The organism is Streptomyces spirodelae, from assembly GCF_017676385.1.
Taxonomy (GTDB): Bacteria; Actinomycetota; Actinomycetes; order Streptomycetales; family Streptomycetaceae; genus Streptomyces; species Streptomyces spirodelae.
Window position 1 is genome coordinate 23,751 of sequence record NZ_JAFFZN010000006.1, and the last position, 23,016, is coordinate 46,766.

Sequence of the window (23,016 nt, forward strand, 5' to 3'; positions counted from 1 at the left end):
GGGTCAGCCCTCGGTGTGGATCTTCTCGGCGTACGACGGGCCGTAGTACTCCTCAAGGAACTCCAGCGAGTCCTCGGCCCGGTCGAGGGCCTTGGCCAGCCGGGCGCGGTTCGGCAGCGCGTCCGGCTGCCAGGTCTCCGGCTGCCAGGTGCCGGAGCGCAGGAACGCCTTGGAGCAGTGGTGGAAGATCTCCTCGATCTCCACCACCAGCGCCAGCTTCGGGCGGTTGCGCCGCGCCACCATCTCGTCGAAGAACGGCGCCTCGCGCACGATCCGTGCCCGCCCGTTGATCCGCAGGGTGTCGCCGCGGCCCGGCAGGAAGAAGATGAGGCCCACATGCGGATTGGACAGGATGTTGCGCAGGCCGTCGATGCGCTTGTTGCCCGGCCGGTCGGGGATGGCGATCGTGCGGTCGTCCAGAACCTTGGTGAAGCCGGGCGGGTCGCCCTTGGGGGAGACGTCGCAGCTTCCGTCGGCCGCCGAGGTGGCCACCAGACAGAACGGCGAGTGCGCCAGCCAGTCGCGGTCCAAGGGGTGCAGCGCGGTCCTGTTCTTGTTCACCGTGTGCGAGGCCGGCTCCCCGACAAGGCCGCGCAGCTCCTCCTCGCTGGTGACCTCCACCATCGCTTCCGGAATCGTCATGAACGCTCCGCCCTTTCGGCCGTAGAGGGATAAGAGCGTACGACGCCGCCTTCCCCGGGCGCACCGGGGAAAGCGGGGTCCGGAGGTCGTGCCGGCTCAACGGTCGTGCCGGCTCAGCCGCGTGACCTGGCGGCCCGGCGGCGCGCGGTGGCGAAGAGTACTCCGGCACCGGCGGCCAGGACGGCGGCACCCCCGATGGCCAGCGGCGCTGTGCTGTCGTCGCCACCGGTCTCGGCGAGGTTCGCCTTCTCGGCACCCCCGGCGGGCGCGGGCGCGTTGGGGCCTGAGCCGGCTTCGGCGCCGGGCTCCGCCGACCGGTCGTCGCCGGCCGACGCGGGCGCCGTGCCGTTCCCCGCCCGGTGCCCGGCGCCGTGCTGGTCACCGCCGTGGCCGCCGTGGTCGACGGTCGACTTGTCCCTGTCCGCCGCGATCTGCTGCTCGTCGGGGACCTCGGGGCTGCTTCCTGCCTTGGCGCCGTCCTTTCCGCCGAAGGTCACATCCGAGCAGGTGTAGAACGCCTCGGGGCTGTCCGAGCGCTGCCAGATGCTGTAGATCAGATGGCGCCCTTCCTTCTTCGGCACGGTGCCGTCGATGACGTAGCTGCCGTCCTTCAGTGCTGGTTCCGTCACCTTGGCGAACGGCTTCGGCTCCAGGTCGGACCACTTGAGCGGCTTGCCCGGGTCGTAGCCGTCCTTGGTGATGTACAGCTCGAAGGTGCCCTTGTGCGGTGCCGTGGCCTTGTAGCGGAAGGTGTGCTCGCCCGGCTTCATCGCCGTGGCCGGCCAGTCCGCGCGGGGCAGGTCCAGCCCCTTGTACTTGTCGCGGCCCGCGCTGCACAGCTTTCCGTCCGGGATGAGCTCGCGGTGCTTGCCCGCCGCGTCGGGGATGTTGACCTCGTTCCAGTCGTAGAACGCCTGCGTGCCGCTCGCGGCCACCGCGGCCTTGCATGCCGCCGAATCGGGGCTCTCGGGCCCCTCGGCGAAGCAGGTGGAGACCCGGCTGACGGGGTCCTCCATGGAACCGTGCGCGGTGGCGGGAGCGGCCGTCGCCAGGTTGAGCGCCAGCGGAGCGAAGCCCAGCGCGACGATCCCGGCGGCGGTACGTCCTGCGGCCGTGCGGCGAACGGTCATCTGATGGCTCCTTGTCACGGGGACGGAGTGCCACACGGGCGTGGCACGTGGGGGGTCCGGGACAGGCCCACGGGAGCCGCCTCCCCAGCGGCGCACCGTGCGACCCGCCCCGGTGACCGGCACGTTAGCCACGGGAGAGGCCCGAAAGTGCCCGCCGAGCACCACTCCGGCGATCTTTAGGGCTCGCTTAAGGCGCGTCTAAGCACCCGGACAGACTGCGGACCGGGTGCGCTCTCTCACACGGGTGGGATCGCCGGCCGGGGGAACCGCGAGCTGGTGTTGTGCGTTTTTCTCCCTGAACGCCCCGCCTGGCCGTGCCTGCGAACAACGGTGCGGGCCGACGGTGAAGAGGGCGAGAGCACGAAGGGAGGGAGCAGGCCGTGAACCTGCTGGATCTGCTCCTGATCTTCGCAGCGCTCGCCTACGCCGGCTCCGGATTCCGCCGGGGACTGGTCGCGGGGCTCGTCTCGCTGGTCGGCTTCGTCTCGGGCGCAGTCCTCGGCGTCTGGCTGCTGCCGTTCGTCCTCGACCTCGCGGAGCGCGGTACGACGGCCGCCACCGTCCTGGCGCTGCTGACCGTGCTGGTGCCCGCGCTCGCCGGGCACGCGCTGGCGGCCCCGCTCGGCTGGCGGATACGTGAGGCGCTCGACCGCACCCCCGCCCGCTGGGTGGACGGGGTGGGCGGCGCCCTCGTCAACGTCGTCGCCGTGCTCGTCGTCGGCTGGGTGGCGGGCAGCGCGCTCGCCGCCTCGCCCTCACCGGCGCTCAACCAGGCCATAAGAGGCTCCTCGCTGCTGGAGGGCGTGCACGAGCGGATGCCCAGCAGCGCGGCGACGTGGTTCAACCGGGCCACCGGAGCGCTCACCACCGCGGGCTTCCCGCCGGTCTTCAACCCGTTCGAGCAGGAGCCAGGCGCCTCGGTGCCCCAGCCCTCCGGCGACGCCGTCACCAGGGCGGCGACGGCCGCGGCCCAGCGCAGCACCGTCAAGATCGAGGGCGTCGCCGATGTGAACGGCGGCCGCCAGGGGCAGGAGGGCAGCGGCTTCGTCTATGCCCGCGGCCATGTGATGACCAACGCGCACGTCGTCGCCGGGGTGGACGAGCCGACGGTCCGCGTCGGCGGCGTCGGCCGCCCGTACGCGGCGAAGGTCGTCCTCTTCGACCCCGAGAAGGACATCGCCGTCCTCGACGTGCCGGGCCTGGACGCGCCGGCGCTCCACTTCGCGGGCGACGCGAGCCGGGGCGACCAGGCCGTGGTCGCCGGATACCCGGAGAACGGCGGCCTCGACCTGCGGGCGGCAGCCGTGGCAGCCCGCACCCCGGCGCGCGGCCAGGACATCTACGGCGACGCGCTGACCACCCGCGACATCTACGCCGTCCGCTCCCAGGTCAGACCCGGCAACTCCGGCGGCCCGCTGCTGACGCCTGCCGGACGGGTGTACGGAGTCGTCTTCGCCCGCTCCACCACCGATGCGGGAACCGGGTACGCGCTCACGGCCGACCAGGTGCGGGCTGCCGCACAGCAGGCCGAGCACGCCACCGCCGCGGTGGACACCGGGGACCGCTCGGCGCTGTGACGGCGGGTCAGCCTCGCCCGGCAGGCCCCCTTTCTGTCGGCCCTCACAGCCGCTTGACGCACCGCCACTCCGTGGCGACCTCGGTGTAGCCCAGGCGTCGGTTGACGGCCAGCATCGGCGCGTTGTCCGCGTCGTTCCCGGTGTAGGCGTGCGCGTAGCCCGCGGCCCGGGCCCGGCGCAGCGCGGCCAGTTTGGCCAGCCGCGCCAGGCCCCGGCCGCGGAAGGCGCGCCGGGTGCCCGTCATCCCCGACCAGTAGCGGTCCACCCCGTCCGTCTGCGCGACGCTGTACGCCGCGACCTGCCCGTCCACCAGCACCACGCTGCTCAGCTCGGCGTTCCAGTCGGGCCGCTGCCAGTTGTGCCGCAGCCACTCGGGGAACCGGGTACGGCCCACGGGCACCGCGCCCGGCTCGTCCGCCGAGCACTCGGTGTCCGCCTCGTACAGCGGCCGCAGATCGTGGGTGAACTCCGCGACCCGGTGCAGGGTGACGCCCGCAGGCAGCGGATCGGGCAGCGCGGGAAAGGCGGCACGGCGCAGCTCCAGGCCGAGGAAGCGGGCCTGTCTGGAGCGGGCGTATCCGCGGTGCGCGGCGAAGCGCGCGGCACACTCCGCGTCGGCCACCCAGCTGAGCACCCGCCGCACCCCGAGCCCCGCCAGATACGCCTCGCCCGCGGCCACCAGCGCGGAGCCGGCGCCCCGGCCGGTCGCGCCGGGCGCCACCGCCGTGTGCACGAACCCCTGCCCCGGCTCGGTGCTGCCCGCGACCAGGCCCGCCTCGATACAGCCCGCGACCGTGCCGTCCGGCCGTTCGGCGACGAACCGGTGCAGCCGCTGGCCGGCGGCACCGTGCGCCAGCTGCCAGGCGAGCGTCTCGGCGGTGCAGACCAGATACGGAATCGCCGCGCGGCGGACCGCGGCACAGGACTCGGCGTCCCAGGGATCGTCGGGGCGCAGGGAGCGGACCGTGAACGTCATGGCGCGGAGGCTACGGCGGCGACACGGCGCGCCGCTCCCCGATTGCCCGGGGTGGGGGAGAATCGGCCCCCGAAACCCCTCGCTCCCCGGAGGACCCGTGCCGCGGAACCCATCGAACCCCCTGAGCATCATCATCGACGCCGACGTGCCGGAGGCACCGTACGAGCAGGTGCGGGCGCGGATCGCCGCGCTGGCGCGCGGCGGTGAGCTGCCCACGGGGTACAAGCTCCCGACCGTGCGCGGGCTCGCCGAGGAGCTGGGGCTCGCGGCGAACACGGTCGCCAAGGCCTACCGGGCGCTGGAGGCCGACGGCGTGATCGAGACCCGGGGCCGCAACGGGACTTTTGTCGCCGCTGCGGGAGGTGTGGCCGAGCGTGAATTGGCGGAGGCCGCACAGGTGTTCGCGGCCCGCGCTCGGCGGTTGGGCGCCGCGCAGGACGCGGCGCTGGGTGCCGTGCGGGACGCGCTGCGCGCGCAGTACGGTACGTAGGATCGGACGGTTCCCTTTTGTGCACCCCTCCCGGCTGCGTGGTCAGCGTCTGCCTTCGGCTGTTGTTTGCAGGCTGCGGGCTTGGTGGGCGCGCCTCCCTTTCAGAGGCGGGCTGCCGCCATGGTGGTCGTGTGGCGGAACGCGGGGACCGGGGCGTCCGGGAGGGTGCCCATCTGAGCCCAGCGGACCACGGTGACCTTGGTGCCCTTGCGGACCACCGCGAACAGGTTCACCCCGTGCTCCGACTCCGGCGGCGCGGTGTGCACGCCGTAGATGTGGGCGCTGTTCCCCGCTTCCACCGTGCCGTAGTCGTCCCAGGACGCCGTGGAGCCGGGGTTGTCGCGCAGCCAGTCGGCCGCGCAGTTGGCCACCCGCTTCTCCAGCTTGGCCGCGAGCTTTCCGGCCGCCTTCGCGGACGCGGTCTTGACGGCGACCTGCGAGGCGTGGGTGTCGTACTCGGTGTGGAAGGTCCGGTGGTAGGCGCCGGGCCGCTTCGGGAGCGCGCCGTCCACACAGAAGAGCTCCTCCGGCAGGCCCTTGGTGACCGGGCCCGCGTACCACGGCGAGGTCGAGTGCGGCGGCAGGTCGTCGGCGGTCAGGAAGCCGGGTGCCGCGGCACGGGGCGAGGCCGGCGCCGCGGTGGCGGTGGCCGTCGCGGAGGTGAGCAACGCGGTGGCCGCGACGGCGGTGGCCGCGACGGCGATCGGGCGAGTGCGCATGGGTGGGTCCTCCCCCTGAGCGGGCTGTTGTGGGAACAGACCGCCGAGCGCGCCCGATGGTTGTCCGCAGGCGGCCGGGCCGGCCACCTGCGGTCGGTCACAGATACAGGCCCGAGCCCTCTCGCTCCTGGTGGGGGACGCCGGCGGGGCGCTTGCCCTTCTTGAGCGCGTAGAGCTCGGCCAGGGTGGCGCCGTCGCGGCCGATGCCCTCCTCGGTGCCGAGCCAGGCGACGGCCTCCTCCCGGCTGAGCGAGCCGACCTCGATCCGGGCCAGGCACCGCCCCGGCCGGACGACCGCCGGGTGCAGCCGCTCCAGGTCCTCGTTCGTGGTGACGCCCACCAGTACGTTGCGGCCCTGCCCGAGCAGCCCGTCGGTGAGGTTCAGCAGCCTGGAGAGCGCCTGCCCCGCCGCGTACTTGGCCTCGCCGCGGATCAGCTCGTCGCAGTCCTCCAGAAGCAGCAGCCGCCAGCGCCCCGCCTCCGGGTCGGAGTCGTCCGAGCCGATGGCGATGTCCATCAGATAGCCGATGTTGTTGAACAGGTGCTCGGGGTCGAGCACGCAGTCCACCTGGCACCAGTCGCTCCACGAGCGGGCGAGCGTGCGCAGCGCCGAGGTCTTGCCGGTGCCCGGCGGACCGTGCAGCAGCAGGAGGCGCCCCGAGATGTCGTCCGGGGTGACCTTCATCAGGTCGTCCATGGCGGTGGCCACCCGCGTGGTGTAGTTCTGCCGCACATCGGCCCACGACCCGGCGCTGATGGTGCGGGAGGTGCGGCGCGGGCCGCGCATGGGGGAGTGGTACCAGAACCCCATGGAGACCTGGTCCTCCTGGGGCTCGGGCTCGTCCTCCGCGCCGTCGACGGCCTGCTTCAGCCGCTGCTCGGCCAGCTCGTCGCTGACCGCCGTGACCGTGACCTCGGCGCCGCGGTTCCAGCGCGAGACCCGTACCGTCCAGCCGTCCCCCTCGGCGAGGACCGAGCCGGAGTTGTCGTCCTTGGCCTCGCGCAGCACCTGCGCGCCCGGCGGCAGGAGCGTGCGGCCCTTCTTGACACGGTCGACGGTGTGGCTGCGCGAGTACGGCTGTTCCCCCAGGGTGAAGCGGCCCAGGAAGAGGGCGTCGATGATGTCGCTGGTGGAGTCGCTGTCGTCGATCTGCAGCCGGGAGACCAGCGCCTGCTCGGGCGGGGTCGTAGGATGGGGCACGGCCTGCGGTGAGGCGTGCGCGGCGGAGCCCGGGTCAGGCGTGGTCGGGGGCGTCGTCGAGGTCTCGGAAGCCAGGGCCGCGCTCCTGTCGTCGGGTCGGCGGTCGGTACACATGAGGGCCATGATCCGGCATCATGGCTTCCCTTGCACGCGGGTTTCGCGGCGCGCCACCCGCGCACCGGTAACTGCCATCCGCCCCCTGGGTGCGCCGGTCGGCTTCCGAACTCCGGCTGGTATGTCCGGTTTTGCTGCGTTTCCCGGGGTGCCCGGCAGGTGCCTGGACGGCGTACCGTGTGGGTCAACAGCCTTGTGGGGCAGGTGAATGCTGTGGCCGAGATACACGCATGTCGTAGTCGGGAGATAGGGTTACTCTGCCCGGGCCGGGTGCCCTCGTACGGGTGGGGAGTGACATGGAACAGATAACAGTCGGCAGCAGGGCGCGTGTGCCCGCGATCAAATGCGGTACGGGTGCGACGAGTTCGCGCCTCGACCGGCACCTCTCCGTGCTCGCAGGCCCCGCCGTCCCCCAGGGCGAGACGGAGGACGCGACCACGCTGATGCGTGAGATCACGCAGCGCGACGCGGTGCGGAGCCGGGCGAGCAACCGCGGCGCGCGGGTCTCGCTCTTCGCCCCGCTGCGCAAGCTGCGCCGAACGCTGTTCGGCGGGCGCGGCTGAAGACGGCCGCCGGAAACTTCTCCCGGCGGCCGTTCTCCCCCGGGCCCCACCCCGACTGCTGACAGGGTCACTCCGAGGCAGCGGAATCAGTCCGAGACGTTCTCCAGCGTGACGGAGAAGGCGAAGCGGTCGCCCCGGTAGTGGATGCGTACGACGTCCACCACCGCTCCCTCCCCGTCGTAGGTCACCCCCGTGTAGTGCAGGATCGGGCTCAGCAGCGGTACGCGCAGCAGCCGGGCCGTCTCCGGATCGGCCAGTCGCGCCTCGACCGTGTCCGTGATCCTGCTGATGCGCACCCCCACCCCGTCCCGCAGCACCTTCGTCATCGGCCAGCCGCGGCGCAGATCGGCCGGGTCGATGCGCTCGGCCACGTCCCGGCGGATGAGGTTGAGCGCCCAGTTGGTCGGCTCACCGCTCTCCCGCTCGCAGCGCAGCCTGCGGTAGGCCATCGCCTCCTGCTGGCCGGGGAAGTGCTCGGCAAGCTCGGCGGGCACCGGCTCGGGGCCGTACCCCAGCAGCGTGGTGGGCTCCCCGGACTGCTGGGCCACGATCGTGTCGACCGAACCCAGCAGCCGCACCGGACGGGAGCGGCGCGCGTCCGGCTCGATGAAGGTGCCGCGCCGCCGGTGTCTGCTGATCAGCCCCTCCGCCTCCAGCTCCTTGAGGGCCTGGCGCATGGTCAGCACGCTGACCCCGTAGTGGCCGGCCAGCTGGTCCTCGGGGGGCAGCCGGTCGGGGGCCTGTGGCGGCCGGCCGAGTATGGAGGCCCGGAGCGACTGCGAGACCTGGTACCACAGCGGCAGCTTCCGGTTCAGTTCGACGGAGTCCGGGGTGAACAGCGGCGTCATGGGCGGTGCCTCCACGGGTGAGCTCGGCCCTTCCGGCGGTCAGGACCGGCCGCGCGCACGGCAGGTCCAGACCGCCCCAAGCGTCAGGGGGCCGGGAAATGGCGCTCAAGACCCTGCCACACAGCGTCGTAGTCCGGCTGCAGCCGGCCGGCTCCGGCCGCCTGCTCGGTGAGCGTGACGGGCCAGCGGGTCTCGAACATGAAGGCGAGTCCGTCGTCGACCTTCTGCGGCTTCAGCTCGGCGGCCGAGGCCCGCTCGAAGGTCTCCCGGTCGGGGCCGTGTGCCGACATCATGTTGTGCAGCGAGCCGCCGCCGGGGACGAAGCCCTCGGCCTTGGCGTCATAGGCGCCCTCGATCAGGCCCATGTACTCGCTCATCACGTTCCGGTGGAAGTACGGCGGCCGGAAGGTGTCCTCGCCCACCAGCCAGCGGGGCGCGAAGACCACGAAGTCCACGCCCGCCAGCCCCGGGGTGTCCGAGGGCGAGGTCAGCACGGTGAAGACCGAGGGGTCCGGGTGGTCGTAGCTGATGGTGCCCAGCACATTGAAGCGCCGCAGGTCGTAGACGTACGGGAGGTGGTTGCCGTGCCAGGCGACGACGTCCAGCGGCGAGTGGTCATAGGTGGCCGCCCACAGGTTTCCGCAGAACTTGTTGACGACCTCGACCGGGCCCTCCACGTCCTCGTAGGCGGCCGTGGGCGCCAGGAAGTCCCGGGCGTTGGCCAGCCCGTTGGCGCCGATCGGCCCCAGGTCCGGCAGGGTGAAGGGGCGTCCGTAGTTCTCGCAGACGTACCCGCGCGCGCTCTCCTCCAGCAGCTCGACACGGAAGCGCACCCCGCGCGGGATCAGTGCCACCTGGCTCGGCTCGACGCGCAGCAGGCCGAACTCGGTGCGCAGCAGCAGCCCGCCGCGCTCGGGGACGATCAGCAGCTCGCCGTCCGCGTCGCTGAACACCCGGTCGGTCATCGAGGTGTTGGCGGCGTAGAGGTGCACGGCCATACCGCACCGCTGCCGCGCGTCACCGTTGCCACCCAGCGTCCACAGGCCCGCCAGGAAGTCGGTGCCCGCGGGAGGCTCGGGCAGCGGGCTCCAGCGCAGCCGGTTCGGGTCGGGCACCGTCTCCTCGAAGGGGGCGCTGCGCAGATTGCCGTTGCCGGTGCGCGAGAACCGCGGGTGCGCCGCGGAGGGGCGGATGCGGTAGAGCCATGAGCGCCGGTTCTGCGCCCGGGGCTCGGTGAACGCGCTGCCGCTCAGCTGCTCCGCGTACAGCCCCAGCGGGGCGCGCTGGGGAGAGTTGCGGCCGAGGGGTAGCGCACCCGGTTCCGCCTCGCTGCTGTGCTCGTTGCCGAAGCCGGACAGGTAGGCCAGACCCTCGGCGGCCTCGCGTGCCCGCTCCCGGGTCCGGTCGGTGGAGGTGCTGGTCGTACTGGTGGTGCTGTCGGTGCCCTGGCCCATCGCCAACTCCCGCCGCATCAAGAATTCCTATAGATGACCATAGGAATATCCCGAGGGCCCGTCAACGCGCCACCGGCGCGGGCCGTGGCGCCGTGCGCCGGTGACCCAGGGCACTCCGACGCCGTGCTGACACCTTGGTGACTCGACAGTAGGTTGGCCCCATGAAGGCACACGATGGCATGTACATCGACGGCGCCTGGCGGCCCGCAGCGGGCACCGGGACGATCCAGGTCACCAACCCCGCCGACGAGAGCCTGCTGGCCACCGTGCCCGCGGGCGGGCCCGAGGACATCGAAGCCGCCGTGCGCGCCGCCCGCGCCGCGCTGCCCGGCTGGGCCGCCACCGCACCCGCCGAACGGGCCGCCCGCCTCGAAGTGCTGCAGGGGATACTCGCCGACCGGCGCGAGGAGATGGCCGAGACCGTCACCGCCGAGCTGGGCTCCCCCCTCACCCTCTCGCGGAAGGTGCACGCCGCCGTGCCGATCGCGGTGTGCGGCAGCTACGCCGAGCTCGCCGCCGAGTACGCCTTCGAGCAGGAGACGGGCAACTCCCGGGTGCTGCGCGAGCCGGTCGGTGTCGTGGGAGCCATCACGCCGTGGAACTATCCGCTGCACCAGATCGTCGCCAAGGCGGCCCCGGCGCTCGCCGCCGGCTGCACCATGGTGCTCAAACCGCCCGAGGACACGCCGCTGGTGGCCCAGCTGTTCGCGGAAGCCGTACACGAGGCCGGAGTGCCGGCCGGTGTCTTCAACCTCGTCACCGGGCTCGGGCCGGTCGCCGGGCAGGCGCTGGCCGAACACGAGGGTGTCGACCTGCTCTCGTTCACCGGGTCGACGGCCGTCGGCCGCCGCGTCGGCGCGCTCGCGGCAGCCGGCGTCAAGCGCGTCGCGCTCGAACTCGGCGGCAAGTCGGCCAACGTCATCCTGCCCGGTGCCGACCTGGCAAAGGCGGTCAAGGTCGGCGTCGCCAATGTGATGTCCAACTCCGGCCAGACGTGCAGCGCCTGGACCCGGATGCTGGTGGACGCCGAGCGCTACGACGAGGCCGTACGGCTCGCGGCCGAGGCCGCGGCCAAGTACGTCACCGGCGACCCCTTGGACGAGGCCACCCGCGTCGGCCCCGTCGTCAACGCGAAGCAGCGCGAGCGCGTGACCGGCTACATCCGGCGCGGCCAGGAAGAGGGCGCCCGGCTCGTGGTGGGCGGCGCCGAACCCCCCGAGGGGCACGGGCGCGGGCACTATGTGCGGCCCACCGTCTTCGCCGACGTCACCCCGGAGATGACCATCGCGCAGGAGGAGATCTTCGGCCCGGTGCTGTCCGTCCTCGAGTACCAGGACACCGAGGACGCGCTGCGCATCGCCAATGGCACCGTCTACGGCCTCGCGGGCGCCGTGTGGTCCGAGGACGAGGCCGAGGCCGTCGCCTTCGCACGCCGGATGGAGACCGGGCAGGTCGACATCAACGGCGGCCGGTTCAACCCGCTGGCGCCCTTCGGCGGCTACAAGCAGTCCGGCGTCGGACGGGAGTTGGGCGTACACGGCCTGGAGGAGTACCTGCAGACCAAGTCCCTTCAGCTCTGACACCCTCGTCCGGCCGGCTCTGACGTCCTCTCGACCCGCCGATCGGCTGAGGCACCCCCCGACCCCGCACGCCGCTTGGAGCTCCCATGGTTCGCGCCGCCGTACTGCCCGCCGTCTCGGCACCGCTCAAGGTCACCTCGATAGCCCTGCCGGAGCCCGGCCCCGGCCAGGTGCGGGTGCGGCTCGCCGCCGCCGGGGTCTGCCACTCCGACCTGTCCCTGGCCAACGGCACCCTGCGCCAGCCCGTACCCGCCGTCCTCGGCCACGAGGGCGCCGGCACCGTCGTCGCCGTCGGCGAGGACGTGCTGGATGTGGCGCCCGGTGACCGCGTGGTGCTCAACTGGGCGCCGAACTGCGGCGAGTGCCACTTCTGCGCCCAACTGTCGGAGCCGTGGCTGTGCGTGCGGGCCAACGAGGCCACCACCACCCCCTACGCCAGCACCCGCAGCGGCGACGGCCTCTACCCCGGGCTGAGCGTCGCCGCCTTCGCCGAGGAGACGATCGTCCCCCGGCGCGCGGTCCTCCCGCTGCCCGCCGGGGTGCCGCTCGAGGACGCGGCGCTGCTGGGCTGCGCCATGCTCACCGGGTACGGGGCCGTGCACCACAGCGCCCGGGTGCGGGTGGGCGAGTCGGTGGCGGTGTACGGCGTGGGCGGGGTCGGCCTGGCCACCTTGCAGTCGGCGCGGCTGGCGGGCGCCGGGCAGGTCATCGCGGTGGACGTCTCGGCGGAGAAGGAGGAGATGGCGCGGGCCGCCGGGGCGACGGACTACGTCGTGGCCGGGGAGAAGACCGCCAAGGCCGTCCGCGGGCTGACCGAAGGCGGCTTCGGAGCCGATGTGGCCATCGAGTGCGTGGGCCGTGCGGCGACCGTCCGCGCGGCCTGGGACTCCACCCGGCGGGGCGGGCGCACCACCGTCGTCGGTATCGGCGGCAAGGACGAGCAGGTCTCGTTCTCAGCGCTGGAGATCTTCCACTTCGCCCGGGAGCTGCGGGGCTGCGTCTACGGGGACTCGGACCCGGCCCGGGATGTTCCGGTGCTGGCACAGCACGTGAGAGACGGGCGGCTGGAGCTCGGGGCGCTGGTGACCGAGCGGGTCGGTCTCGAGGGCATCGGTGAGGCTTTCGCCGCGATGCGCGCCGGGCGGGGCGGGCGCACCCTGGTGGTGTTCTGAGGCCAGGGGAGTGGCTGCCGGGGCCAGGGGGCTAAGCGATCGCTCAGTTCCCGGTAAGCTGGCCGGATGACGACGGGTGAGATCGACGAATCGTTTGGCGGCGTCACCCCGGACGCCGCCCGCCGCCTTCTCCTGGGCGCTGTACGGGCCTTCGCCGAGCGGGGTTTCCATGCCACCACCACCCGCGACATCGCAGGCCGCGCCGGGATGTCCCCAGCGGCGCTCTACATCCACTACAAGACCAAGGAAGAGCTGCTCTTCCACATCAGCAGGGTGGGTCACGAGCGGTCCGTCGCGGTCCTGGAGGAGGCCGTCGAGGGCGCGGCCGACAGCGCGGAGCGCCTCGCCCGCGCCGTCCGCGCTTTCGTGCGCTGGCACGCTGAGCACCACACCACGGCGCGCGTCGTCCAGTACGAGCTCGCGGCGCTGGGGGAGGAGCACTACGCGCGGATCGTGGTGCTGCGCCGCCGCAGTGAGGAGATCCTGCGCGGGGTCCTCGAAGAGGGCGTCAGGTCAGGCGAGTTCGACATTCCGGACATCCGGGGGACGGCGCTGGCGGTGATGTCACTGTGCATCGACGTCGCCCGCTGGTTCAGCCCGGAAGGGCGCAGGACGCCGGACGAGATCGGCGAGCTGTATGCCGACCTCGCCCTGCGGATGGCGGGCCACCGGCCCGCCGGTCTCACCAGTAGTAGCGGCTGAGGCTCTCCGCCACGCACACCGGCTTGTCGCCGCCCTCCCGTTCCACGGTCACCTGCGCGGCGAGCTGCACTCCGCCGTCGGGCGTCTCGCTGACGTCGGACAGGGTCACCCGGGCGCGCAGCCGGGAGCCGACGGGCACGGGCGCGGGGAAGCGCACCTTGTTGGTGCCGTAGTTGACGCCCATCCGCATGCCCTCCACGCGCAGCACCTGCGGCACGAGGGCGGGCAGCAGGGAGAGCGTCAGATAGCCGTGCGCGATCGTGCTGCCGAACGGCCCCTCGGCGGCACGCTCCGGGTCCACGTGAATCCACTGGTGGTCGCCGGTGGAGTCGGCGAAGAGGTCGATCCGCTTCTGGTCCACCTCCAGCCAGTCGCTGGTGCCCAGCTCCTGGCCGACCGCGGCCCGCAGTTCGTCGGCCGTGGTGAAGACCCGGGGTTCCGCCATGGAAACAACCTCCCACGCAGCTGTGTCACGTGTGTACGGAGCAGGTGCGGATGAGCGCCCGGCGAATAAGCGACCGCTCAGCACGTGCCACGTCAGCATGCCAGCAGCGCCGGTAGGGCGCCACCCCGCCCCCGGGGGCCCGGCCCCTGGAGGTCACCCCGGAACATGTGCGGGCCGTCCCCGGGAGGTCACCCCTGGGAGGGCAGCGGACTGCCGAACCCCAGCCGGGGGCCGGCGCCCTGCCGGTGCGGGTTGCGGCTCTCGCGGCGGCCGGTGCCGTCGGTGCGGATCTCCGTGCGCACACCCCGGTCCATCAGCAGGCCGCGGCGCTGCGGCGGTGTCTCGCACAGGTCGTCCGTCATGGCGATCATGCGCCGCAGCACCTCGGCCAGCCGGGGCGTGGGCGGCTGCGCCGGGTCGCACCGCATCAGCGACCTGCCGCCCCAGGTGCGGCGGTGCCACTCGTCGAGCGCGGTGGGCTGTCTGATGCCCTCGCGCTTCTCCCGCTTGCGGCGGGCCGCCACTTCGGACTCGTAGGCGAGCCAGACCGCGCGGGCCTCCTCCAGCTCCTCCAGGGCCGCGACGAGCAGCGCGGGGTCCGGTTCCCGGTCGTCGGGATGGAACCCGGCGTTTCTGCACAGGTGTTGCCAGGTGGCGCGGTGGCCGTAGGGTGCGAAGCGTTCCAGGCACTTGCGCAGTGCCTGCCGCCGCTGGGACGGATCTCTGTCTGGGTCACGGACTTGTCGGGCGAGCGCTCTGAAACCGGCCAATCATCCCACCTCCGGCGGAGAGGACCCGTGTCGTCGGGGATGTGACGTACGGCCCCGCAGTTCGGATCCGTCTCCGGCGATGCTTTTTTCGCGCGGAGAGCGCGCACTTGCTTCGGCGTGGCGGATTACCCCGGATGTGGCCCTCTATTCCTGTAAGGGCCGGTTTCCCACCTCAGCGGGCGCAGTCGCTTCCGGAACTCTCCACCTGTCACGCATGGGCGGCGCCGCGCGCCGCACACAGCAGAAGAACGAGCCTCGCACCGCTGTCGTTCCCGGGCCGGCGGGGGGCCGGCGGGGGGAAGGCGCGTGACCGGCGTGCGATCGACGCGAGGACCGGCGTGGGATCGGCGCGGGACCGGCTCCCGGGATCGACGGGCGCCCCTTCCGTAATCACATACCGACTGGTTAGTCTGCTCGGCGGATGCGGGTCCGGCCACCCCGTCGCGCCGTACGCATCCGAACGGGGCCGCAGGAGCACAAGTCCGAGGAAGTGGGAGGCGCAGCCGATGGAGTCCTTGCGCGACAGTGGCGTCGTCGTCACCGGAGCCGGCGGCGGCATAGGGGCGGCCCTCGCCCGCAGATTCGCCGCCGAGGGTGCGCGGGTCGTCGTCAACGACCTCGACCCCGGCCGGGCACGCGCCGTCGCCGAGGAGATCGGCGGGATCGCCGTACCCGGCGACGCGGCCACGATCGTCGCCCACGCGCAGGAGGCGCTCGGCGGCGCCGTCGACACCTTCTGCGCCAACGCCGGTATCGGCACCGAGGGCGGCCCCGAGGCCCCGGAAGCGCAGTGGAACGCGGCCTGGGACCTCAACGTGATGGCACATGTGCGGGCCGCGCGTGAACTGCTGCCCGGCTGGCTGGAGCGCGGGCGGGGCCGCTTCGTCTCCACCGTCTCGGCGGCCGGTCTGCTGACCATGGTCGGCTCGGCTCCGTACAGCGTCACCAAGCACGCAGCGCTCGCCTTCGCCGAGTGGCTCTCGGTCACCTACCGGCACCGCGGCGTGGACGTCCACGCCATCTGCCCGGAGGGCGTACGCACAGACATGCTGGAGGCCACCGGCACGGCGGGCGATGTGGTGCTGCGACCGGGCGCCATAGCGCCCGAGGCCGTCGCCGACGCACTGTTCGCCGCGCTGGCCGACGGGCGCTTCCTCGTCCTCCCGCACGCCACCACCCAGGGCCACTACACCGCGCGGGCCACCAGCACCGACGACTGGCTCGGCGGCATGAACCACCTCCAGCAGAAGGTCGAACGCCGCACGGGCGCCGCCGCACCGGACACCACGTGCAACGCACCCGCCGCGCCCGCAGCAGCGCGAGAGGGGAAGCAGGCATGACACCGGTGGCCGCAGCGCGCTACGAGGACAAACCCTGGCTCGCCCAGCTGACGGAGGCCCAGCGCGCCCCCGTCACGCCTCCCGAGACGGTGCTGCACGCCTTCCGCGCCGCCGCCCGCGAAGTGCCGGACCGCACCGCGCTCACCTACTTCGACGGCCGGCTCGGCTACGCCGAGACCGACGCGCTCTCCGACGCCGTCGCAGCGCACCTGGCCGAACGCGGGCTGCGCAAGGGCGACCGGCTCGCCCTCATGCTGCAGAACACCCCGCACCACGTCCTCGCACTGCTCGGCGCGTGGAAGGCGGGCGCCACCGTCGTGCCCGTCAATCCGATGTACAAGGAACGCGAAGTGGCGCACGTCCTCGAGGACGCCGAGGTCGCCGCACTGGTGTGCTCCGACCGTGCCTGGGAGGAGCGGCTGCGCGCCACTGCGGCCGGCAGCACCGTGCACACCGTACTGACGGCGTGCGAGCTGGACCTGCAGACCCGCGACGACGCCCGCGTGCTCGGCTTCGAGCGGTGTGCGCCCGCCGACGACGCGCAGGACCTGCTCGCGGTCGCGCGCACCGGCGCGCCCGCGCCCACCGGGCGCGAGCCGGCCGGCGACGACATCGCCCTCATCAGCTACACCTCCGGCACCAGCGGAGCGCCCAAGGGCGCCATGAACACCCACGCCAACCTCGCCCACAACGCCGAGCGGCAGCGTGTCGGTCACGCCATCCCGGAAGGCTCCTGCGTCTTCGCGCTGGCACCGCTCTTCCACATCACCGGCATGGTCGTACAGCTGTGCGGCTGCATCGTGAACAGGGGCACTCTCGCGCTGGCCTACCGCTTCGAGCCCGGCGTCGTCCTCGACGCCTTCCTCGAGCACCGTCCCGCCTACACGGTCGGTCCCTCCACCGCGTTCATGGCGCTGGCCGCGCACCCGGGCGTGACCCGCGAGCACTTCGCCTCCTTCCACCACATCTCCTCCGGCGGCGCACCGCTGCCGCCCGCGCTGGTGGAGAAGTTCCGCGCCGCCTTCGGCCCCTACATCGGCAACGGCTACGGGCTCACCGAGTGCTCGGCCCCGTGTGCCTCGGTACCGCCTGGAAGGCAGGCGCCGGTCGACCCGGAATCCGGCACCCTCGCGGTGGGGGTACCCGGCCCGGACACGGTCGTCCGCATCCTGGACGAGGCGGGCGAGCCGGTGCCCTTCGGACAGCAGGGGGAGATCGCCGTACGCGGCCCGCAGGTCGTCCCCGGCTACTGGCGGCGGCCCGCCGAGACGGCCGCCGGGATGCCCGACGGCGAGCTGCGCACCGGCGACATCGGGTTCATGGACGAGGACGGCTGGCTGTATGTCGTCGACCGCAAGAAGGACATGATCAACGCCTCCGGCTTCAAGGTCTGGCCGCGGGAGGTGGAGGACGTTCTCTACGCGCACCCGGCCGTCCGCGAGGCAGCCGTGGTCGGTGTCCCGCACGAGTACCGGGGCGAGACCGTCAAGGCGTACGTCAGCCTGCGCGACGGGGCCGACGCCGCGCCCGAGGAACTGAGCGCGTACTGCAAGGAGCGGCTGGCCGTCTACAAATACCCGCGTGAGGTGGAGATCCTGCGGGAGCTGCCCAAGACAACCAGTGGCAAGATCCTGCGGCGGGAGCTGCGTTCCCGGCAGCCGGGCGGCTCCCGGCACACGAGCGAGGACCGGGAAGAGCCGAGCGACCCCGGTCGGTGAACGATGAGCGAGAGGCAGGTGGCGGCCATGGCGACCAGGGCCGGTACGGGACGTCAGGCGCGCGGGGGCGAGACGGGAGCGGCGGGCCCCGACTCCCGGGGCGGCACCCCGGCCCCCGTACCGCAGCGGCTGATGGCGGCCGCCACCCGCCTCTTCGCCGAGCAGGGCTACGACCGCACCTCCGTACAGGAGATCGTGGAGGCCGCGGGCGTCACCAAGGGCGCCCTCTACCACTACTTCGGCTCCAAGGACGACCTGCTGCACGAGATCTACGGCCGCCTGCTGCGGCTCCAGCAGGAGCGCCTCGACCTGCTCGCCGAGCGCGAGGCCCCGGTCGAGGAGCGGCTGCGGCAGGTGGCGGCCGACGTCGTCGTCACCACCATCGAGAACCTCGACGACGCCATGATCTTCTTCCGCTCCATGCATCAGCTCTCGCCCGAGAAGCAGAAGCAGGTGCGGGCGGAGCGGCGCCGCTACCACGAGCGGTTCCGTGCCCTGATCGAAGAGGGCCGGCGTGCCGGGGTGTTCAGCGACGCCACTCCCGCGGATCTGGTCGTGGACTACCACTTCGGCTCCGTGCACCACCTCAGCAGTTGGTACAGCGCCGACGGTCCGCTCACCCCGCAAGAGGTCGCCGACCACCTGGCCGATCTGCTGCTGCGGGCACTCAGGCCGTGAGGCCGCCGCATTCGATCCCGCCGCAACGGCGACCAACCACAACGTTCGGCAGAGAGGAAACCCCATGCAGGGCTGGCGCGTGCACAGCAATGGCGAACCCCGCGATGTGATGCGGCTGGAGGAGATACCGGAGCCCGAGCCGGGCCCCGGCCAGTTGCTGGTGCGAGTGCGGGCCGGCAACGTCAACTACCCCGACGCCCTGCTGTGCCGGGGCGAGTACCAGGTACGTCCCCCGCTGCCGTTCACTCCCGGTGTGGAGCTGTGCGGCGAGATCGTCGAGGGGCCCAGGGCGGGGGAGCGGGTACTGGGCCAGCCGGTGCTGCCCTGCGGAGCCTTCGGTGAACTGGCCGTCATCAGCGAGGAGAGCGCCCGGCCCGCGCCCGAGGCGCTGGACGACGCCGAGGCCGCCGCGCTGCACATCGGCTACCAGACCGGCTGGTTCGGCCTCCACCGGCGCGCCGGCCTCCAGAAGGGCGAGACCCTGCTGGTGCACGCCGCGGCAGGCGGCGTCGGCAGCGCCGCCGTCCAGCTCGGCAAGGCAGCGGGCGCCCGGGTGCTGGGCGTGGTGGGCGGCGCTGCGAAGGCCGAGGCGGCCCGCGAGATGGGCTGTGACGTCGTCATCGACCGGCGCGCCGACGACGTCGTCGCCGCCGTCAAGGAGGCCACCGGCGGCAAGGGCGCCGACGTGGTGTACGACCCGGTGGGCGGCGACGCCTACAAGGCGTCAGCCAAGTGTGTGGCCTTCGAGGGGCGCATCGTGGTCGTCGGCTTCGCCAGCGGCGCCGTACCCACCCCCGGCCTCAACCACGCCCTGGTGAAGAACTACTCGATCCTCGGTCTGCACTGGGGCCTGTACGCACAACGGGACCCCTCGGCGGTCGACCGCTGCCACGAGGAGCTCACCCGCCTCGCGGCGGAGGGCACCGTCAAGCCCCTGGTGAGCGAACGCGTAGCACTGGACGCCGCCGCCGACGCCGTCCAGCGCGTCTTCGACGGAGTGACCACGGGGCGCGTGGTGGTGACGCTCTCCTGACGCGTCAGCCGACCGCCCGCGCTGCGGCGCGGCCCGCTGTGCGGCCCGAGAAGAGGCAGCCGCCCAGGAAGGTGCCCTCCAGGGAGCGGTAGCCGTGCACCCCGCCGCCGCCGAAGCCGGCGGCCTCACCTGCCGCGTAGACGCCGGGCAGGGGGTCGCCGCCCTCGGTGAGCACCCGCGAGGACAGATCCGTCTCCAGGCCGCCCAGCGTCTTACGGGTGAGGATGTTGAGGCGGACGGCGATCAGTGGCCCGGCGGCGGGGTCGAGGAGGCGGTGCGGGGGTGCGACGCGGATGAGGCGGTCGCCGAGATAGCGGCGCGCGCCGTGGATCGCGGTGATCTGGAGGTCCTTGGAGAAGGGGTTGCGGATCTCGCGGTCGCGCGCGGCGATCTCGCGGTGCAGCGCGTCGGCGTCGATCAGCTTGTCGCCGGTCAGTTCGTTCATCCGGCGGGCCAGTGCGGCGGCATCGCGTTCGATCACGAAGTCGGCGCCGTGGTCCATGAACGCCTGCACGGGTCCTGGCGCGCCCTGGCGGGCCCGGCCGAGGACGTCGCGTACGGACCGTCCGGTCAGGTCGGGGTTCTGTTCGGAGCCGGAGAGGGTGAACTCCTTCTCGATGATCTTCCGGCTCAGTACGAACCAGGTGTGGCCGTAGCCGGTCCGCATGATGTGGTCGAGGGTGCCCAGGGTGTCGAAGCCGGGGAAGAGCGGTACCGGCAGCCGCTTGCCGGTGGCGTCCAGCCACAGCGAGGAGGGGCCGGGCAGGATGCGGATGCCGTGCCGGGCCCAGATGGGGTTCCAGTTCTCGATGCCCTCGGTGTAGTGCCACATCCGGTCTCGGTTGATGAGCCGTCCGCCCGCCTGTTCGGTGATGCCGAGCATCAGCCCGTCCACGTGCGCGGGGACGCCCGAGAGCAGCTTCCCGGGTGGAGTGCCCAGCCGCTCGGGCCAGTTGGCGCGTACCAGGTCGTGGTTGCCGCCGATGCCGCCGGAGGTGACGATCACGGCCTGGGCGCGCAGCTGGAAGCTGCCGGTCACCTCGCGGCTGCTCGCCGTGCCGCGCCGCGCGTCGCTGGGCACCAGTACCTCGCCGGTCACGGTGTCGACCGCTCCGGCCGTACGGGACAGCCCGGTGACGCGGTGCCGGAAGCGCAGCTCGACCAGGCCCTTCGCCACGCCCGCTCGCACCCTGCGCTCGAACGGCTCGACGAGTCCAGGACCGGTGCCCCAGGTGATGTGGAAACGGGGCACCGAGTTGCCGTGGCCGCCCGCGTCGTAGCCGCCCCGCTCGGCCCAGCCGACCACGGGGAAGAGCTTCAGCCCCTGGGAGCGCAGCCAGGCACGCTTCTCGCCGGCGGCGAAGTCCACGTATGCCTCGGCCCAGCGGCGCGGCCAGTGGTCCTCCGGGCGGTCGAAGCCGGCCGTGCCGAGCCAGTCCTGCCAGGCCAGCTCGCGGCTGTCCTTGATGCGCAGCCGGCGCTGTTCGGGGGAGTCGACGAAGAAGAGGCCGCCGAAGGACCAGTGGGCCTGGCCGCCGAGCGACTGTTCGGGCTCCTGGTCGAGGAGGATGACGCGCCGTCCGGCGTCGGCGAGTTCGGCCGCCGCGGCCAGACCCGCCAGCCCGGCTCCGACCACGATCACATCGGCGTCGTACGCCATGCTCCCACCTCTCCTACGGCTGCACCGGCTGGTGACCGGAGAGTAACCTTCCCGCCGTCCGACGGGCACCCCTCCGGAGCGGTTCGCGCCCCCTCGCGCTGCTTGGATGGGGACATGACGGAGCGACAGCGGATGCAGGGGCGGGCGGCGGACGAACTGCTGGACATCGTGGACGAGCAGGACCGGGTCGTCGGGCAGCGGCCGCGCGGCGAGGTCTACGCGCGGCGGCTTCGGCACCGCAGCACCTCCATCCGGGTGCGGGACGCGACGGGCCGGATCTTCGTACACCGCCGCACCCCGACCAAGCTGATCTTCCCGGGGATGTACGACGTGGTGGTGGGCGGCGTCGTGGGCGCGGGCGAGGACTACGACACGGCGGCGCTGCGGGAGGCCGAGGAGGAGCTGGGTGTCAGCGGGCTGCCGCAGCCCGAGCGGCGGCTGAAGTTCCTCTTCGAGACGCCGGAGTTCTCCTGGTTCCTCCAGGTGTACGAGGTGGTGTGCACGCTGCCTGTCCGGCCGCAGCCCGAGGAGGTCGAGTGGTGGGACTTCCTGCCCGAGGAGGAGCTGGAGCGGCGGCTGACCGGCTGGCAGGCCCAGGAGGAAGTCGTCCCGGACGGGCTGGAGTGCCACCGCCGGCTGACGGCGCGCTGATCCGCTCCCGGCGCTGCTGCGCCCCTGGAGGGGAAGAGCCGCAGGTCACCGCGTACGGTTGGAGCATGCTTGACCGGATCCGGGTGACTGCCCGGCTGTGGCTCGCCCCCCAGCGGCTCAGGGAGGAGGGCGCCACGCCCGACTACCGCTTCTCGCTCGCCAACGAGCGCACCTTCCTCGCCTGGATACGCACGGCCCTGGCCCTGATCGCGGGCGGGATCGCCGTCGACCAGTTCCTGACGGACCTGCGCTGGGAGGTGCGGACGGGCGTCGCGATCGTGCTGCTGGCCGGTGCGGCGCTGTGCGCCTTCCGTGCCGTGAACCACTGGGTGCGGTGCGAGCGGGCCATGCGGCGCGGCGAGGACCTGCCGGCTTCGCGCTTCCCGGTGCTGCTGGCGAGCGGCACGGCGTTCGCGGCGCTGCTGATCATCGCCGTCGTGGTGCTCGGTCTGGCGGGCCGGTGACCGGGGAGCCGCCGCGTGATCCGGGCGCACAGCCGGAGCGCACCTGGCTGGCCTGGCGGCGTACGACCCTGACCTGTGCGGTCTCGGTGGCGCTGACGGCGCGGGTGGCGGTCGAACGGCCGTCCGGTCTCGCCGCGGGCGCCGCCTGCCTCGGTGCGCTGGCCTGGATCGGCCTGCTGGTGACCGCGCACCGGCGAATCCGCCGGCTCTCGCGGCCCAGGCCGGAGACGATGGGTGCGGCCGAGACCGTCGGAACGCTGGCCTGTGTGCTGGTGCTGATCGGCGTGGGAGGGATGATGGTGCTGTGAACGGCGCCGAGAGGGAGCAGGGGCCGCTCGTCGTGGTGATGGGGGTCTCCGGCTCGGGCAAGAGCACCGTCGGCGAGTGGCTGGCGCAGGTGCTGGACCTGCCGTTCGCCGACGCTGACGACTTCCACCCCGAGCACAACATCCGGAAGATGTCGGCCGGTGTCCCGCTGGACGACGCGGACCGGGAGCCTTGGCTGGACGCGATGGCCGACTGGCTGGCCGACCGTACCGCCGGTGGCGCCGTACTGGTCTGCTCGGCGCTCAAGCGCCGGTACCGCGAGCGGCTGCGCCGCGCTTCACCGCGGCTGTTCTTCGTCCACCTGGACGGCTCCTACGAGCTGATAGCCGCCCGGCTGGCCAGGCGCCGGGGCCACTTCATGCCGCCGAGCCTGCTGCGTTCGCAGTTCGAGGCCCTGGAGCCGCTGGGCCGGGACGAGCGGGGGGCCACGGTGTCCGTCGCCGGTACGCCGGACGAGACCCGCGCCGCGGTGCGTGGTGCGCTGGCGGACGCGGGGGAGCGCTGAGCGGACGTCAGGCGAGCGCGACGGCGGTCAGGATCAGCACTCCGACGGTGAGGACGATGATCAGGGCCAGTCCTGAGGGGTTGCGGTGGTTGAGTACGTAGCCGTTCCTTGAGCGCTGGTCGCGTACGAACAGCGGCTCGTTGTCACCCATGGGCATGCCCCGAGGCTAGGGCGCGACCGGGGCGTGTGTCATGGGCCTACGGGCGGAAAGCGGTGCATCGCACACCGAGCCGGTCACATACGGGTCAAACAGGGCG

At 72.6% G+C, this 23,016-nt stretch carries 25 protein-coding genes; 14 read left to right on the plus strand and 11 right to left on the minus strand.

From position 1 onward, the window contains the following. Positions 1-3: 3 nt before the first annotated feature. Positions 4-642 (minus strand): pyridoxamine 5'-phosphate oxidase family protein, encoded by a 639-nt coding sequence (locus JW592_RS08780; RefSeq protein WP_229375466.1) that lies wholly within the window; start codon positions 640-642, stop codon positions 4-6. Positions 643-755: 113 nt separating this feature from the next. Continuing rightward, positions 756-1,772 carry a lytic polysaccharide monooxygenase auxiliary activity family 9 protein gene (locus tag JW592_RS08785; RefSeq protein WP_209264380.1) on the minus strand — a complete coding sequence of 339 codons (1,017 nt, stop codon included), beginning with the start codon at positions 1,770-1,772 and terminating at the stop codon, positions 756-758. A 380-nt stretch (positions 1,773-2,152) separates the two neighbouring features. Here JW592_RS08785 and JW592_RS08790 point away from each other — a divergent pair, with 380 nt between their 5' ends. Next, positions 2,153-3,349 carry a MarP family serine protease gene (locus JW592_RS08790; RefSeq protein ID WP_209264381.1) on the plus strand — a complete coding sequence of 399 codons (1,197 nt, stop codon included), beginning with the start codon at positions 2,153-2,155 and terminating at the stop codon, positions 3,347-3,349. Between the two features lie 43 nt (positions 3,350-3,392). Here the strand turns inward: JW592_RS08790 and JW592_RS08795 are convergent, their stop codons facing one another. Beyond that, positions 3,393-4,325, minus strand: coding sequence for a GNAT family N-acetyltransferase (locus tag JW592_RS08795; protein WP_209264382.1), 933 nt, complete (start codon positions 4,323-4,325; stop codon positions 3,393-3,395). A gap of 97 nt (positions 4,326-4,422) precedes the next feature. Between JW592_RS08795 and JW592_RS08800 the strand changes: the two genes are divergently transcribed. Then, a complete protein-coding gene (locus tag JW592_RS08800) occupies positions 4,423-4,815 on the plus strand; it encodes a GntR family transcriptional regulator (protein ID WP_307805345.1) in 393 nt (130 codons plus the stop codon). A gap of 101 nt (positions 4,816-4,916) precedes the next feature. Here JW592_RS08800 and JW592_RS08805 read toward each other — a convergent pair whose 3' ends face one another. Next, the gene (locus tag JW592_RS08805; RefSeq protein WP_209264383.1) at positions 4,917-5,534 is read right to left on the minus strand and encodes a hypothetical protein; all 618 of its coding nucleotides are present in this window, start codon (positions 5,532-5,534) and stop codon (positions 4,917-4,919) included. Positions 5,535-5,631: 97 nt separating this feature from the next. After that, a complete protein-coding gene (locus tag JW592_RS08810; protein ID WP_229375526.1) occupies positions 5,632-6,849 on the minus strand; it encodes a DUF5925 domain-containing protein in 1,218 nt (405 codons plus the stop codon). A 296-nt stretch (positions 6,850-7,145) separates the two neighbouring features. Here JW592_RS08810 and JW592_RS08815 point away from each other — a divergent pair, with 296 nt between their 5' ends. Further along, on the plus strand, positions 7,146-7,412 hold the full coding sequence (locus JW592_RS08815) for a hypothetical protein (RefSeq protein WP_099879189.1): 267 nt from the start codon (positions 7,146-7,148) through the stop codon (positions 7,410-7,412). An 86-nt stretch (positions 7,413-7,498) separates the two neighbouring features. Here JW592_RS08815 and JW592_RS08820 read toward each other — a convergent pair whose 3' ends face one another. After that, a complete protein-coding gene (locus JW592_RS08820; protein WP_209264384.1) occupies positions 7,499-8,260 on the minus strand; it encodes a GntR family transcriptional regulator in 762 nt (253 codons plus the stop codon). An 83-nt stretch (positions 8,261-8,343) separates the two neighbouring features. Further along, positions 8,344-9,714 carry a homogentisate 1,2-dioxygenase gene (gene hmgA, locus JW592_RS08825; protein WP_209264549.1) on the minus strand — a complete coding sequence of 457 codons (1,371 nt, stop codon included), beginning with the start codon at positions 9,712-9,714 and terminating at the stop codon, positions 8,344-8,346. A 161-nt stretch (positions 9,715-9,875) separates the two neighbouring features. Between hmgA and JW592_RS08830 the strand changes: the two genes are divergently transcribed. From JW592_RS08830 to JW592_RS08840, 3 genes are all read left to right on the plus strand, one after another. Further along, complete coding sequence (locus tag JW592_RS08830; protein ID WP_209264385.1) at positions 9,876-11,294, plus strand: aldehyde dehydrogenase family protein; 1,419 nt, start codon at positions 9,876-9,878, stop codon at positions 11,292-11,294. Positions 11,295-11,380: 86 nt separating this feature from the next. Beyond that, positions 11,381-12,466 (plus strand): zinc-binding dehydrogenase, encoded by a 1,086-nt coding sequence (locus JW592_RS08835; protein WP_209264386.1) that lies wholly within the window; start codon positions 11,381-11,383, stop codon positions 12,464-12,466. A 66-nt stretch (positions 12,467-12,532) separates the two neighbouring features. Then, on the plus strand, positions 12,533-13,168 hold the full coding sequence (locus JW592_RS08840) for a TetR/AcrR family transcriptional regulator (RefSeq protein WP_209264387.1): 636 nt from the start codon (positions 12,533-12,535) through the stop codon (positions 13,166-13,168). On the opposite strand, the gene JW592_RS08845 is transcribed toward JW592_RS08840, so the two are convergent. Further along, entirely contained in the window at positions 13,149-13,613 is a 465-nt protein-coding gene (locus JW592_RS08845; protein ID WP_209264388.1) for a MaoC family dehydratase, read from the minus strand. The two genes, JW592_RS08840 and JW592_RS08845, sit on opposite strands and share 20 nt — an antisense overlap. 188 nt (positions 13,614-13,801) lie before the next feature. Then, entirely contained in the window at positions 13,802-14,383 is a 582-nt protein-coding gene (locus tag JW592_RS08850; RefSeq protein ID WP_209264389.1) for a hypothetical protein, read from the minus strand. 506 nt (positions 14,384-14,889) lie between these two features. Between JW592_RS08850 and JW592_RS08855 the strand changes: the two genes are divergently transcribed. The 4 genes from JW592_RS08855 (at position 14,890) to JW592_RS08870 (ending at position 19,152) form a co-directional block, all read left to right on the plus strand. Next, on the plus strand, positions 14,890-15,723 hold the full coding sequence (locus tag JW592_RS08855) for an SDR family oxidoreductase (protein ID WP_229375469.1): 834 nt from the start codon (positions 14,890-14,892) through the stop codon (positions 15,721-15,723). Next, a complete protein-coding gene (locus JW592_RS08860) occupies positions 15,720-17,441 on the plus strand; it encodes an AMP-binding protein (RefSeq protein WP_209264390.1) in 1,722 nt (573 codons plus the stop codon). The genes JW592_RS08855 and JW592_RS08860 overlap by 4 nt, the downstream gene beginning before the upstream one ends. A 132-nt stretch (positions 17,442-17,573) precedes the next feature. Continuing rightward, the gene (locus JW592_RS08865; protein WP_209264550.1) at positions 17,574-18,119 is read left to right on the plus strand and encodes a TetR/AcrR family transcriptional regulator; all 546 of its coding nucleotides are present in this window, start codon (positions 17,574-17,576) and stop codon (positions 18,117-18,119) included. Between the two features lie 64 nt (positions 18,120-18,183). After that, the gene (locus JW592_RS08870) at positions 18,184-19,152 is read left to right on the plus strand and encodes an NADPH:quinone oxidoreductase family protein (RefSeq protein WP_209264391.1); all 969 of its coding nucleotides are present in this window, start codon (positions 18,184-18,186) and stop codon (positions 19,150-19,152) included. A 4-nt stretch (positions 19,153-19,156) separates the two neighbouring features. Here the strand turns inward: JW592_RS08870 and JW592_RS08875 are convergent, their stop codons facing one another. Next, positions 19,157-20,812 (minus strand): FAD-binding dehydrogenase, encoded by a 1,656-nt coding sequence (locus tag JW592_RS08875; RefSeq protein WP_209264392.1) that lies wholly within the window; start codon positions 20,810-20,812, stop codon positions 19,157-19,159. Positions 20,813-20,926: 114 nt separating this feature from the next. Between JW592_RS08875 and JW592_RS08880 the strand changes: the two genes are divergently transcribed. From JW592_RS08880 to JW592_RS08895, 4 genes are all read left to right on the plus strand, one after another. Next, on the plus strand, positions 20,927-21,463 hold the full coding sequence (locus tag JW592_RS08880; protein WP_209264393.1) for an NUDIX domain-containing protein: 537 nt from the start codon (positions 20,927-20,929) through the stop codon (positions 21,461-21,463). A 65-nt stretch (positions 21,464-21,528) separates the two neighbouring features. Then, positions 21,529-21,927: a YidH family protein gene (locus tag JW592_RS08885; RefSeq protein ID WP_209264394.1), complete on the plus strand. Its 399-nt coding sequence runs from the start codon at positions 21,529-21,531 to the stop codon at positions 21,925-21,927. Then, positions 21,924-22,235, plus strand: coding sequence for a DUF202 domain-containing protein (locus tag JW592_RS08890; RefSeq protein ID WP_209264395.1), 312 nt, complete (start codon positions 21,924-21,926; stop codon positions 22,233-22,235). Before JW592_RS08885 ends, JW592_RS08890 begins: the two co-directional genes overlap by 4 nt. After that, positions 22,232-22,759: a gluconokinase gene (locus tag JW592_RS08895; protein ID WP_372446472.1), complete on the plus strand. Its 528-nt coding sequence runs from the start codon at positions 22,232-22,234 to the stop codon at positions 22,757-22,759. Before JW592_RS08890 ends, JW592_RS08895 begins: the two co-directional genes overlap by 4 nt. Before the next feature lie 7 nt (positions 22,760-22,766). Here the strand turns inward: JW592_RS08895 and JW592_RS08900 are convergent, their stop codons facing one another. After that, the gene (locus JW592_RS08900; protein WP_209264396.1) at positions 22,767-22,916 is read right to left on the minus strand and encodes a hypothetical protein; all 150 of its coding nucleotides are present in this window, start codon (positions 22,914-22,916) and stop codon (positions 22,767-22,769) included. Positions 22,917-23,016: the final 100 nt, after the last annotated feature.

Excerpts from the sequence above, each read along its gene's own strand:
- JW592_RS08780 (WP_229375466.1), bottom strand. The coding sequence starts at position 642 with ATGACGATTCCGGAAGCGATGGTGGAGGTCACCAGCGAGGAGGAGCTG.
- JW592_RS08785 (WP_209264380.1), bottom strand. The coding sequence starts at position 1,772 with ATGACCGTTCGCCGCACGGCCGCAGGACGTACCGCCGCCGGGATCGTC.
- JW592_RS08795 (WP_209264382.1), bottom strand. The coding sequence starts at position 4,325 with ATGACGTTCACGGTCCGCTCCCTGCGCCCCGACGATCCCTGGGACGCC.
- JW592_RS08805 (WP_209264383.1), bottom strand. The coding sequence starts at position 5,534 with ATGCGCACTCGCCCGATCGCCGTCGCGGCCACCGCCGTCGCGGCCACC.
- JW592_RS08810 (WP_229375526.1), bottom strand. The coding sequence starts at position 6,849 with ATGTGTACCGACCGCCGACCCGACGACAGGAGCGCGGCCCTGGCTTCC.
- JW592_RS08815 (WP_099879189.1), top strand. The coding sequence starts at position 7,146 with ATGGAACAGATAACAGTCGGCAGCAGGGCGCGTGTGCCCGCGATCAAA.
- JW592_RS08820 (WP_209264384.1), bottom strand. The coding sequence starts at position 8,260 with ATGACGCCGCTGTTCACCCCGGACTCCGTCGAACTGAACCGGAAGCTG.
- hmgA (WP_209264549.1), bottom strand. The coding sequence starts at position 9,714 with ATGGGCCAGGGCACCGACAGCACCACCAGTACGACCAGCACCTCCACC.
- JW592_RS08830 (WP_209264385.1), top strand. The coding sequence starts at position 9,876 with ATGAAGGCACACGATGGCATGTACATCGACGGCGCCTGGCGGCCCGCA.
- JW592_RS08835 (WP_209264386.1), top strand. The coding sequence starts at position 11,381 with ATGGTTCGCGCCGCCGTACTGCCCGCCGTCTCGGCACCGCTCAAGGTC.
- JW592_RS08840 (WP_209264387.1), top strand. The coding sequence starts at position 12,533 with ATGACGACGGGTGAGATCGACGAATCGTTTGGCGGCGTCACCCCGGAC.
- JW592_RS08845 (WP_209264388.1), bottom strand. The coding sequence starts at position 13,613 with ATGGCGGAACCCCGGGTCTTCACCACGGCCGACGAACTGCGGGCCGCG.
- JW592_RS08855 (WP_229375469.1), top strand. The coding sequence starts at position 14,890 with ATGGAGTCCTTGCGCGACAGTGGCGTCGTCGTCACCGGAGCCGGCGGC.
- JW592_RS08860 (WP_209264390.1), top strand. The coding sequence starts at position 15,720 with ATGACACCGGTGGCCGCAGCGCGCTACGAGGACAAACCCTGGCTCGCC.
- JW592_RS08865 (WP_209264550.1), top strand. The coding sequence starts at position 17,574 with ATGGCGGCCGCCACCCGCCTCTTCGCCGAGCAGGGCTACGACCGCACC.
- JW592_RS08870 (WP_209264391.1), top strand. The coding sequence starts at position 18,184 with ATGCAGGGCTGGCGCGTGCACAGCAATGGCGAACCCCGCGATGTGATG.
- JW592_RS08875 (WP_209264392.1), bottom strand. The coding sequence starts at position 20,812 with ATGGCGTACGACGCCGATGTGATCGTGGTCGGAGCCGGGCTGGCGGGT.
- JW592_RS08880 (WP_209264393.1), top strand. The coding sequence starts at position 20,927 with ATGACGGAGCGACAGCGGATGCAGGGGCGGGCGGCGGACGAACTGCTG.
- JW592_RS08885 (WP_209264394.1), top strand. The coding sequence starts at position 21,529 with ATGCTTGACCGGATCCGGGTGACTGCCCGGCTGTGGCTCGCCCCCCAG.
- JW592_RS08900 (WP_209264396.1), bottom strand. The coding sequence starts at position 22,916 with ATGCCCATGGGTGACAACGAGCCGCTGTTCGTACGCGACCAGCGCTCA.